Origin of the sequence: Aeromicrobium sp. Leaf291, from assembly GCF_001423365.1 — a bacterium.
Taxonomy (GTDB): domain Bacteria; phylum Actinomycetota; class Actinomycetes; order Propionibacteriales; family Nocardioidaceae; genus Aeromicrobium.
In genome coordinates this window covers 627860-639278 of sequence record NZ_LMNM01000002.1, presented here as the reverse complement: position 1 = coordinate 639278, position 11419 = coordinate 627860, and the positions used below count along the sequence as shown (strand labels likewise).

Below are 11419 nucleotides of genomic sequence, written 5' to 3'. Positions count from 1 at the left end.
CCGATCGGGAGACGACCATGAACGAGCGACTGCAGAACCTCAGCGACGCCGGAGTGTCCATCTGGCTGGACGACCTGTCCCGTGAGCGGATCGAGAGCGGCAACCTCGCCGAGCTGATCCGTGACCAGAACGTCGTCGGCGTCACCACCAACCCGACGATCTTCGCGTCGGCGTTGTCCAAGGGCGAGAAGTACGCCGAGCAGGTCAAGGAGCTGAAAGCCGCCGGTGCCGACGTCGACGAGGCGGTCTTCGAGATCACCACCACCGACGTGCAGCAGGCGTGCGACATCTTCACGGGCGTCTACGACGCGACGGGCGGCGTCGACGGACGGGTCTCGATCGAGGTCGAGCCGGGTCTGGCCCGCGACAGCGACGCGACGGCCGCCATGGCGCGCAAGCTCTGGGACCGCGTCGACCGCCCCAACACGCTGATCAAGATCCCCGCCACGCTCGAGGGCCTGCCGGCCATCGCCAAGACCATCGGCCAGGGCATCAGCGTCAACGTCACGCTGATCTTCTCGCTCGAGCGGTACCGCGGGGTCATGGACGCCTACCTCGAGGGTCTCGAGACGGCAGCGGCCGAGGGCCGCGACCTGTCGGCCATCCACTCCGTCGCGTCGTTCTTCATCAGCCGCGTCGACTCCGAGGTCGACAAGCAGCTCGGCGAGGGACACGAGCTGCGCGGCAAGGCCGCCCTGGCCAACGCGCGTCTGGCGTTCGAGGCGTACGAGGAGGTCTTCGGCGGCGAGCGCTTCGCGGCACTGCGCGCCAAGGGCGCCAACCCGCAGCGGCCGCTGTGGGCCTCCACCGGCGTCAAGGACCCCGCCCTGCCCGACACGCTCTACGTGAGCGAGCTGGTCGTCGACGGCACGGTGAACACCATGCCGGAGAAGACGCTCCAGGCGTTCGGCGACCACGGCGAGGTCTCCGGCGACACGGTGCACGGAACCTACGACGACTCGCGGGCGGTCATCGCCGCGCTCGAGGAGGCGGGCGTCTCCTACGACCAGGTGGTCAGGGTCCTCGAGGACGAGGGTCTGGAGAAGTTCGACGCGTCCTGGGCCGAGCTGCTCGAGACCGTCACCGCCGAGCTCGAGAAGGCCTGAGCCGTGTCCCGACCCGACGTCACCCTGACCGTCGGCGACGAGGGGGACCTCGAGGCTGCGCTCGGCGACCTGGTCACCGATCGCTTCGCCTCCCGCCTGCTCGCCGGCGATGCCACCCTGTGGGGCCCGGACGCCGAGTCCGAGGCCTCGAAGCGACTGTCGTGGACGTCGCTGGCCCAGACGTCGCGGCCCCTCGTCGGGCAGATCGAGGCTCTGCGCTCCGAGCTGCACGCGCGCGGGCTCGACCACGTCGTGCTCTGTGGCATGGGTGGGTCGTCGCTGGCGCCCGAGGTCATCTGCGCCGCCGCAGGCGTGGAGCTGACCGTGCTCGACTCCTCCCAGCCCGACATGGTGCGGTCCGCGCTCGCGGACCGTCTGGAGCGCACGGTCGTGGTCGTCTCCAGCAAGTCCGGCGGGACCGTGGAGACCGACAGCCAGCGTCGTGCCTACGAGCAGGCCTTCGACGACGCGGGTCTCTCCCCCGCCGACCATCTCGTGGTGGTCACCGACCCGGGCTCGCCGCTCGACGAGCAGGCCACCGCCGCGGGGTACCGCGTCTTCCACGCCGACCCCGAGGTCGGCGGCCGCTACTCGGCGCTCACTGCGTTCGGGCTGGTGCCCAGCGGCCTCGCCGGCGCCGACGTCGGCGCCCTGCTCGACGAGGCCGAGTCGGCCGGACCAGAGCTGTTCGCCGACGACGCCGCCAACCCCGCGCTGCGCCTCGGTGCGGCACTGGGCGTCGCCAACCGGGCCGCGGTCGACAAGCTCGTCCTGCTCGACCACGACGCCGGCACCTCCGGGGCGTGGGGCGTGGGCGACTGGATCGAGCAGCTGGTGGCCGAGTCGACGGGCAAGCAGGGTCGCGGGATCCTGCCCGTCGTCGTGCCCAGCACGCACGCCGTCAACGTCGACCCCAGCACGCCCGACTCGTTCCTGGTCGTCACGGGCTCCGCCCAGCCCCCCACGAGCACCTCGGGCTGGTCCGCCGGCGTGACCGGTGGCCTCGGCGGCCAGATGCTGCTCTGGGAGGTCGCGGTCAGCGTGGCCGGTGCCCTCATCGGCATCAACCCCTTCGACCAGCCCGACGTCGAGAGCGCCAAGCAGGCCGCGCGCGACAAGCTCAGCGGCGGCTCGGACGACGAGGTCGCGGCCGACGTCACGGACGGACCGGTCAGCGCCTTCGGCACGAGTGCCGACTCCCTGACCGACGCGGTCCAGGGACTCCTCGACCAGCTGGACCCCGAGCACGGCTACGTCGCCGTGCACGCCTACCTCGACCGCTGGGAGCTCAGCGCGTACGCAGGTCTGCGCGAGCTGCTGGCCCGCCGCACGGGACGCCCCGTCACGTTCGGCTGGGGGCCGCGGTTCCTGCACTCCACCGGGCAGTACCACAAGGGTGGCCCGGCCACCGGGGTCTACCTGCAGCTCACGAGCGACGCCGCGCAGGACCTCGCCGTGCCCGGTCGCGACTTCACCTTCGGTGAGTTCATCGCGTCCCAGGCCGCCGGCGACGCGCAGGTGCTCCAGGACCACGGCAGACCTGTGCTCCGGCTCCACCTGGCCGACCCCGAGGCTGCCGCCGCCACCGTGCGCGACCTGCTCGCATGACCGACACGAGCACCGGTTCCAACCCGCTGCGGGACCCGCGCGACCGTCGGCTCCCGAGGATCGCCGGGCCCTGCAGCGTCGTCATGTTCGGCGTCACGGGCGACCTCGCCCGCAAGAAGCTGATCCCGGCGATCTACGACCTCGCGAACCGCGGTCTCCTGCCGCCGGGGTTCGCGCTCGTCGGCTTCGCCCGCCACGACTTCGGCACCCAGCAGTTCGCCGACATGCTCAAGGACTCGGCGAAGGCGGGCGCCCGCACACCCTGGCGCGACACGGTCTGGGCGCAGCTGGAGGCGGGCATCCGCTTCGTGCCCGGTGAGTTCGACGACGACGCCGCCTGGCTCCAGCTGGCCGCCACCATGGCCGAGCTCGACGAGCAGCAGGGCACCGGCGGGAACCACGCCTTCTACCTCTCGATCCCCCCGGGCCTCTTCCCGGTGGTCGTCGGCAAGATCAAGCAGCACGGTCTGGCCGACCAGTCGGGTGGGTGGCGTCGGGTCGTCATCGAGAAGCCGTTCGGCCACGACCTCGAGTCGGCGCGGACGCTCAACTCGCTCGTCTCCGAGGTGTTCCCCCGCGAGAGCGTGTTCCGCATCGACCACTACCTCGGCAAGGAGACGGTGCAGAACATCCTGGCGCTGCGCTTCGCGAACGGGATGTTCGAGCCGCTGTGGAACAGCCACTACGTCGACCACGTGCAGATCACGATGGCCGAGGACATCGGCATCGGCACGCGCGCGGGCTACTACGACGGCATCGGCGCCGCGCGTGACGTGATCCAGAACCACCTTCTCCAGCTCATGGCCCTCATCGCGATGGAGGAGCCCGTCTCCTTCAACGCCGAGAGCCTGCGGATCGAGAAGCAGAAGATCCTGGCCAACGCCCGCCCGGCCACGCCGATGGCCGACCACACGGCCCAGGCCCAGTACACCGCCGGCTGGGCCGGCGGCGAGCACGTCGTCGGCTACCTCGAGGAGCAGGGCATCCCGCAGGAGTCCCGCACGGAGACCTACGCGGCCGTGCGCGTCGACGTGGCCACCCGCCGCTGGGCCGGGGTCCCGTTCTACCTGCGCACGGGCAAGCGGCTCGGTCGTCGGGTCACCGAGGTGGCCGTGGTGTTCAAGGCGGCACCGCACCAGCCGTTCAGCAAGAACGACATCGAGGAGCTCGGCAAGAACGCCCTCGTCATGCGCATCCAGCCCGACGAGGGCGTCACGCTGCGCTTCGGTGCGAAGGTGCCCGGCACCACGATGGAGATCCGTGACGTGCTCATGGACTTCGCCTACGGCGGCGCGTTCGTCGAGAGCAGCCCGGAGGCCTACGAGCGCCTCATCCTCGACGTGCTGCTCGGTGATCCGCCGCTGTTCCCGCAGCAGGAGGAGGTCGAGCTGTCCTGGAAGATCCTCGACCCCGTCATCGAGCACTGGACGCGGCAGCGCTCCATCGACACCTACACGTCGGGGACGTGGGGACCACCGACCGCCGACGCCATGATGGAACGTGACGGCCGCGTCTGGAGGCGACCCTGATGCAGATCAACCTCGACGACACGACCTCACCGGAGATCGCGCGTGCCATGGTGCGCGCGCGAGTCGACTCCGGCAGCCCGGCCATGGACATGGTGCTCACGGCCCTGGTCGTGACCGACGACGAGACCGTGGGCGACGCGCTGCGCACGGCCGCGGTGCTCTCGCGCGAGCACCCGTCACGCGTCATCGGCATCGTCCTGGGCGACGGGCGCGGACACCCGCGGGTCGACGCCACCGTCCGGGTGGGCGAGAACGCCGCCGGCGAGTCGATCCTGCTGCGCCTGTCGGGGCCGCTCACCCGGCACGCCGAGTCCGTGGTGCTGCCGCTGCTGCTCCCCGACTCCCCCGTCGTGGTGTGGTGGCCGGGCAAGCCGCCGGCCTGCCCGTCGCAGGACCCGATCGGTCAGCTGGCCCAGCGCCGATTGACCGATGCCGAGGCGACGGACTCCCCGGTGCGCACGCTCAAGAGCACCGCCCGGAACTACGCCCCGGGCGACACCGACCTGAGCTGGACGCGACTCACGCCCTGGCGCGCCCTGCTGGCCGCCGCCCTCGACCAGGCCACCGGCACCGTGGAGCGTGGTGTCGTCGAGGCCGGGTCCGGCAATCCTGCCGCCACGCTGCTCACCGCCTGGCTGCAGAGCAGGCTCGGCGTCCCGATCACGCAGCGACGCAGCGACACCGAGCAGATCGCGCGGGTCGTGCTCGAGACGGCCACGGGCGACGTGACCATCGAGCGGATCGACGCAGAGTCCTGCCTGTTCTCCATCCCGGGATCGGCACCCCGTCACGTGCCTCTCGGTGCCCGCTCGCTCGCCGAGCTCCTCGCCGAGGACCTGCGGCGGCTCGACGCCGACGACGTGTACCACGAGACGATCACCCACCTGCTGGAGTCCTGATGAGCCCCACGGCACCCGAGCCCGTCACCCACGTCCACCCCGACGCCGAGACCCTCGCCGAGGCGGTGGCGACCCGGCTGGCCGAGCGGGTGGCCGCGGCCCAGGCGGAGGGACGGGTCCCGCACGTGGTGCTCACCGGGGGCACCATCGCCATCGAGATCTACGAGCGGCTCGACGTCGATGCCGCACGCTGGGCCGACGTCGTCTACTGGTTCGGTGACGAGCGGTTCGTCCCGCAGGGGCACGAGGACCGCAACGACCGGCAGGCGCGCGACAGCTTCCTCGACCGGTGCGGCGTCCCGGCCGAGAACGTGCGGTCGATGCCGGCGCACGGCTGCTCCACGTCCATGGCCGAGGCGGCCGACGCCTACGGCGCCACGCTGCCCGACGAGCCGTTCGACGTCGTGCTCCTCGGTCTCGGACCGGACGGGCACGTGGCCTCGCTGTTCCCGGGGTTCACGCAGCTGCACGAGCGGGAGCGCCGGTGCGTCGAGGTGTTCGGGTCACCGAAGCCGCCCCCGGAGCGCATCAGCCTCACCTTCGGCGCCCTCAACCACACCCGGGCCACGTGGTTCCTCGTCTCCGGCGAGGGCAAGGCCGATGCCGTGGCCCGCGCCCGGGCCGGCGAGGGATCGATCGACGAGACTCCCGCACGCGGGGCCCACGGACAGGACGAGACGCTCTGGTTCCTCGACGAGGCTGCGGCGAGCGCTCTGCGATAGCTCGAGCCCGGAACGCGCCGACGCCCCCGTCCGGTGGGACGAGGGCGTCGAGGCAGGACCGTGCCGGAGGCGGGTCAGAAGATGACGTCGCCGGACTTGCGGCGCGCGCGCAGGGAGTCGAGGGCCTCGGTGAGGATCACCTGGGCCTCGTCCTCGCTGCGACGTTCCTTCACGTAGGCCAGGTGCGTCTTGTAGGGCTCCGTCTTGGGCGCCGTCGGACGGTTGTCGGAGTCGGCGCTCGCCGGCATGCCGCACCGCGGGCAGTCCCAGGACTCCGGCGGCTCGGCCTCGAGGGCGAAGTGCAGCAGCGTCTGGTGGTCGTTGATGCAGAAGTACGTGACGGCCTTGCGAGGCGCGGCCTCACCACGCTCCGCCTCCCCCATGGGCCCCGAACCGATGCGGCTGCCGCGGATGGCTCCTGCCGCCATGTCAGTTGCTCACCTTCAGCAGCAGCCCGAGGGCGATGATCGAGATCGCCCAGATGACGGCGATGCCGACGGTGATGCGGTCGAGGTTGCGCTCGGCGACCGAGGAGCCTCCGAGCGAGCTCGAGATGCCGCCGCCGAACATGTCGGACAAGCCGCCGCCGCGCCCCTTGTGCATGAGGATCAGCACGATCATGAGCAGGCTCGCGATCGTCAGCACGGACGAGAACAGGATGATCACAGTGTGGGTCTTCCGTCAGGAGGGCAGGGCCGGCATGTCGTAGAACCGGGCGACGGCGGCGAACTCCTCCGCCTGGAGGCTTGCACCGCCGACCAGGGCGCCGTCCACGTCGGACTTCGCCATGATCGCGGCGATGTTGGCCGCCTTGACCGATCCGCCGTACAGGATACGCACTGCGTCAGCAGCCTCCGACGAGCAGGTCTCCGCCACGCGGGCACGGATGGCCGCGCACACCTCCTGGGCGTCCTCGGGCGTGGCGACCTCGCCGGTGCCGATGGCCCACACGGGCTCGTACGCGACGACCAGCCCGGCGACCTGCTCCGGGGTGAGGCCCGCCAGCGAGCCGTCGACCTGCGCGAGCGTGTGGGCGACGTGCTCACCGGCCTGCCGGACCTCGAGTCCCTCGCCGACGCAGACGATCGGGGTGATGTCGGCGGCGAGCGCGCGCTTGGCCTTGGCGTTCACGACGGCGTCGGTCTCGTGGTGGTACTCGCGACGCTCGGAGTGTCCGACGACCACGTAGGAGCAGCCGAGCTTCGCCAGCATGGCCGCCGTGATCTCACCGGTGTACGCACCGCCGTCGTGCTCGGAGACGTCCTGCGCCCCGTAGCGCAGGGACAGTCGGTCCCCGTCGACGAGTGTCTGGACGCTGCGGATGTCGGTGAACGGCGGGATCACCACGACCTCGGAGCGCGTGCCGTCGTGCTTCTTGTCCTGCAGGGTCCACGCCAGCTTCTGCACCAGGACGACGGCCTCCTGGTGGTTGAGGTTGGACTTCCAGTTGCCCGCCATGAGCGGTGTGCGTGCCATCAGCTGTCGCCTTCCAGGATCTGCAGGCCGGGGAGCGTCTTGCCCTCCAGGTACTCCAGGCTCGCTCCACCCCCGGTGGAGATGTGACCGAACTGGTCGTCGGAGAAGCCGAGGCGGCGCACGGCGGCGGCGGAGTCGCCACCGCCGACGACCGACAGGCCGTCCACCTCGGTGAGGGCCTGCGCGACGGCCTTCGTGCCGGCGGCGAACGCGTCGAACTCGAACACTCCCATCGGGCCGTTCCAGAACACCGTGTGCGCACCCCGCACGACCTCGGCGAAGCGGGCCGCGCTGTCGGGACCGATGTCGAGACCCATCTGGTCGGAGGGGATCGCGTCGGCGGCGACGACGGTGGCCGGCGCGTCGGCGGAGAACTCCGGCGCCACGACCACGTCGGTCGGCAGCACGAGCTCGACACCCTTCGCCTCGGCGCGCTCCACGTACTCACGGGCGACGTCGAGCTGGTCGGCCTCGAGCAGCGAGGAGCCGACGTCGTGGCCGGCGGCCTTGAGGAACGTGAAGACCATGCCACCACCGATGAGCAGGCTGTCGGCCTTGTCGATGAGGTTGTCGATCACACCCAGCTTGTCGGACACCTTGGACCCGCCGAGCACGACCACGTAGGGCCGCTCGGGGGTCTCGGTCAGCCGCTGCAGGACCTCGACCTCGGCCTGCACCAGCCCGCCCACCACGGCGGGGAGCCGCGTGGCGACGTCGTAGACGCTGGCCTGCTTGCGGTGCACGACACCGAAGCCGTCGGAGACGAACACGTCGGCCAGCGCCGCGAGCTGGTCCGCGAAGGCGCCACGAACCGCGTCGTCCTTGCTCGTCTCGCCCTCGTTGAACCGGACGTTCTCGAGCACGGCGACCTGACCGTCCTGCAGCGCCGCGGAGATCCGCTGCGCCTCGACGTCGACGGTGTCGTTGGCGAACAGCACCGGGCTGCCGAGCAGCTCGGCCAGCCGCTCGGCCACCGGGGCCAGGGAGTACGCCGGGTCCGGCGCACCCTTGGGACGACCCAGGTGGGCCATCACGAGCACGCGCGCGCCGGCCTCGGCCAGACGGCGGATGGTCGGCACGCTGGCGCGCACCCGGCCGTCGTCGGTGATGGTGCTGCCGTCGAGCGGGACGTTCAGGTCGCTGCGCACCAGCACCCGCGTGCCGGAGAGGTCCCCGCCGCGCTCGTCGAGCAGGCCGTCGATCGTCTGGGCCGCCACGTCAGAGAGAGGCGCCGACGTGCTTGACGAGGTCGACGAGACGGTTGGAGTAGCCCCACTCGTTGTCGTACCAGCCGACGACCTTGACCTGGTCGCCGATGACCTTCGTCAGGCCCGAGTCGAAGATGCACGACGAGGGGTCGGTGACGATGTCGGTGGAGACGATCGGGTCCTCGGTGTACGTCAGGAAGCCCTTGAGGGGCCCCTCGGCGGCGTCCTTGAGGATCTGGTTGACCTCCTCGACCGACGTCTCGCGCGAGGCGGTGAACGTGAGGTCGGTGGCCGAGCCGGTCGGCACGGGGACGCGCAGCGCGTAGCCGTCGAGCTTGCCCTTGAGCTCGGGGAGCACGAGGCTCACTGCCTTGGCGGCACCCGTCGACGTGGGGACGATGTTCAGCGCGGCGGCGCGCGCGCGGCGCAGGTCGCTGTGCGGTGCGTCCTGGAGGTTCTGGTCCTGCGTGTACGCGTGGATCGTGGTCATCAGGCCACGCTCGATGCCGAGCGCGTCGTTGAGGGCCTTGGCCATGGGCGCGAGGCAGTTGGTGGTGCAGGAGGCGTTGGAGATGACCGTGTGCGCGTCGGCGTCGTAGGTCTCGTGGTTGACGCCCATGACGATCGTGGCGTCCTCGTTCTTCGCGGGCGCCGAGATGATGACCTTCTTCGCACCGCCGTCGACGTGGGCCTTGGCCTTGGTGGCGTCGGTGAAGAAGCCGGTGGACTCCACGACGACGTCGACGCCCACGGAGGCCCAGTCCAGCTTCGCGGGGTCGCGCTCGGCGAAGGCGGCGATGTTCTGGTCGCCGACGGTGATCGAGGTGTCGTCGAAGGACACGTCGGCGTCGAGGCGGCCCAGGATCGAGTCGTACTTGAGGAGCGTCGCGAGCGTCCTGTTGTCGGTCAGGTCGTTGACGGCGACGATCTCGATGTCGGCGCCGGCGGCACGGGCCGCCCGGAAGAAGTTGCGGCCGATGCGGCCGAAGCCGTTGATGCCCACGCGAACGGTCACGATGAAACCTGCTCCTACTGGGGTCGAGGTGATGATCGTCTGCAGCCTATCGAGTCGCCGTGGCTACCGGCGAGTCGCCCGCACGGCGGTGGCCCCGATCTCGTCGTCGGTCACGACCTCGACGGTCCACCGGTCCGGGTCGAAGGCCCCGGCGGTGCTCGGGGCCTGGCGATCGGAGGTCTCGACGAGGACCGTCCCACCGCGCGCCACCCACTCCCCTGCTCGGTCGGCCACGCGGCGGTGCAGGTCGACGCCGTCGGCTCCTCCGTCGAGCGCGGCGTGCGGCTCGTGGTCGCGCGCCTCACGCGGCAGGTGCGCCACCTCGGCGCTCGGCACGTAGGGAGCGTTCACGATTAGGAGGTCCACCTTCCCGCGCAGGTCGACCGGCAGGGCGTCGAACAGGTCGCCGCGATGCACCTCGCCGATGCCGCGCAGGTTCTCGGCCGCACACCCGCACGCCACCTCGTCCAGGTCGGCCGCGTGGAGCTCGACGTCGGGTCGGGCGCGCGCCAGGGCCAGTCCCAGGGCTCCGGACCCGCAGCAGAGGTCGACCACGACGGCGCCGTCGCGGCCCAGCGCGCCCAGCCCCTGCGCGACGAGCAGCGACGACCGCCGACGTGGCACGAACACGCCCGGCCGGAGGCTCACGCGCACCCCGGCGAGCTCGGCCCAGCCCAGCAGCACCTCGAGCGGGGCGCCCTCAGCGCGTCGCCTCACCATCTCGTCGCGCAGGGCCTCGTCGTCGGTGGCCTGCAGGATCAGGTGTGCCTCGTCCTCGGCGAAGACACAGCCCGCGGCTCGCAGCCGTGCGGCGAGAGCCTCGACCGTGGGTCCGGTCCCGGACTCAGGCCTCAGGGAGGGAGTCCTCGTTGACGCTGGCCTCGGTGTCGGGGATGCCGAGGTCGGACGCACGCTTGTCGGCCATGGCGAGGAGGCGGCGGATCCGACCGGCGATCGCGTCCTTCGTGAGCGGCGGCACGTGCAGCTGGCCGAGCTCCTCGAGGCTGGCCTGACGGTGCTCCACGCGCAGGTCGCCGGCCATCTTGAGGTGGTCGGGCACGTCCTCGGCCAGGATCTCGAGCGCGCGCTGGGCGCGTGCGCCGGCGGCGACCGCGGCACGTGCGGAGCGGCGCAGGTTGGCGTCGTCGAAGTTGGCGAGCCGGTTGGCCGTGGCGCGCACCTCGCGCCGCATGCGGCGCTCCTCCCACGCGAGCAGCGTCTCGTGGGCACCGAGGCGGGTGAGCAGGGCGCCGATCGCCTCACCGTCGCGGATGACGACCCGGTCGCCGCCACGCACCTCACGCGCCTTGGCGCTGATGCCGAGACGTCGGGCTGCACCCACCAGGGCGAGGGCGGCCTCGGGTCCGGGGCAGCTCACCTCGAGGGCGGACGACCGACCAGGCTCGGTGAGGGACCCGTGGGCGAGGAACGTGCCGCGCCAGGCCGCCACGGAGTCGCACGACGCACCGGAGACGACCTGCGGCGGCAGACCCCGGACGGGGCGCCCGCTGGCGTCGACCAGACCGGTCTGACGCGCCAGCGCCTCGCCGTCCTTGGCCACCCGCACCACGTAGTGGGTGCCCTTGCGCAGGTTGGTCCCCTGGACGACCAGCACCTCGCTGTCGTGTCCGTAGACCTCCTGGATGTCACGACGCAGCCGACGTGCCACCGCCCCGGTGTCGAGCTCGGCCTCGACGACGATCCGTCCTGCGACGATGTGAAGGCCGCCGGCGAACCGCAGCATCGAGGCCACCTCGGCCTTGCGGCAGCACGCCTTCGAGATCGTCGTGCTCGCGAGCTCCGACTTCACCTGGGCCGTCATCGCCATCCGGGCGTCCTCCAACGTCGTCGCGGGC

12 protein-coding genes are annotated in these 11419 nt (G+C 71.4%); 5 read left to right on the top strand and 7 right to left on the bottom strand.

Annotation, left to right across the window (positions count from 1 at the left end):
* Positions 1–17: 17 nt before the first annotated feature.
* The 5 genes from tal to pgl are packed head-to-tail and all read left to right on the top strand — an operon-like array spanning position 18 to position 5864.
* Positions 18–1106, top strand: a complete 1089-nt coding sequence (gene tal / locus ASF35_RS12670) for a transaldolase (RefSeq protein WP_055968022.1) — start codon at positions 18–20, stop codon at positions 1104–1106.
* Positions 1107–1109: 3 nt separating this feature from the next.
* A complete protein-coding gene (locus tag ASF35_RS12665; protein WP_055968018.1) occupies positions 1110–2714 on the top strand; it encodes a glucose-6-phosphate isomerase in 1605 nt (534 codons plus the stop codon).
* Positions 2711–4243, top strand: a complete 1533-nt coding sequence (gene zwf, locus ASF35_RS12660) for a glucose-6-phosphate dehydrogenase (RefSeq protein WP_055968015.1) — start codon at positions 2711–2713, stop codon at positions 4241–4243. The genes ASF35_RS12665 and zwf overlap by 4 nt, the downstream gene beginning before the upstream one ends.
* Complete coding sequence (locus tag ASF35_RS12655) at positions 4243–5142, top strand: glucose-6-phosphate dehydrogenase assembly protein OpcA (protein WP_055968012.1); 900 nt, start codon at positions 4243–4245, stop codon at positions 5140–5142. The genes zwf and ASF35_RS12655 overlap by 1 nt, the downstream gene beginning before the upstream one ends.
* Positions 5142–5864: a 6-phosphogluconolactonase gene (gene pgl / locus ASF35_RS12650; protein ID WP_055968010.1), complete on the top strand. Its 723-nt coding sequence runs from the start codon at positions 5142–5144 to the stop codon at positions 5862–5864. The genes ASF35_RS12655 and pgl overlap by 1 nt, the downstream gene beginning before the upstream one ends.
* A 74-nt stretch (positions 5865–5938) precedes the next feature.
* On the opposite strand, the gene ASF35_RS12645 is transcribed toward pgl, so the two are convergent.
* The 7 genes from ASF35_RS12645 to whiA all read right to left on the bottom strand — a co-directional run bounded on the left by ASF35_RS12645 (position 5939) and on the right by whiA (position 11391).
* A complete protein-coding gene (locus ASF35_RS12645) occupies positions 5939–6292 on the bottom strand; it encodes an RNA polymerase-binding protein RbpA (protein WP_056578594.1) in 354 nt (117 codons plus the stop codon).
* A 1-nt stretch (position 6293) separates the two neighbouring features.
* On the bottom strand, positions 6294–6530 hold the full coding sequence (gene secG / locus ASF35_RS12640; RefSeq protein ID WP_055968002.1) for a preprotein translocase subunit SecG: 237 nt from the start codon (positions 6528–6530) through the stop codon (positions 6294–6296).
* A gap of 15 nt (positions 6531–6545) precedes the next feature.
* Positions 6546–7340, bottom strand: coding sequence for a triose-phosphate isomerase (tpiA, locus tag ASF35_RS12635; protein WP_055967999.1), 795 nt, complete (start codon positions 7338–7340; stop codon positions 6546–6548).
* Entirely contained in the window at positions 7340–8533 is a 1194-nt protein-coding gene (pgk, locus tag ASF35_RS12630) for a phosphoglycerate kinase (RefSeq protein WP_156366960.1), read from the bottom strand. The genes tpiA and pgk overlap by 1 nt, the downstream gene beginning before the upstream one ends.
* A gap of 25 nt (positions 8534–8558) precedes the next feature.
* Positions 8559–9563 carry a type I glyceraldehyde-3-phosphate dehydrogenase gene (gene gap / locus ASF35_RS12625; RefSeq protein WP_055967993.1) on the bottom strand — a complete coding sequence of 335 codons (1005 nt, stop codon included), beginning with the start codon at positions 9561–9563 and terminating at the stop codon, positions 8559–8561.
* A gap of 63 nt (positions 9564–9626) precedes the next feature.
* Entirely contained in the window at positions 9627–10367 is a 741-nt protein-coding gene (locus tag ASF35_RS12620) for a putative protein N(5)-glutamine methyltransferase (RefSeq protein WP_235499158.1), read from the bottom strand.
* Between the two features lie 40 nt (positions 10368–10407).
* The gene (gene whiA / locus ASF35_RS12615; protein ID WP_055967991.1) at positions 10408–11391 is read right to left on the bottom strand and encodes a DNA-binding protein WhiA; all 984 of its coding nucleotides are present in this window, start codon (positions 11389–11391) and stop codon (positions 10408–10410) included.
* Positions 11392–11419: the final 28 nt, after the last annotated feature.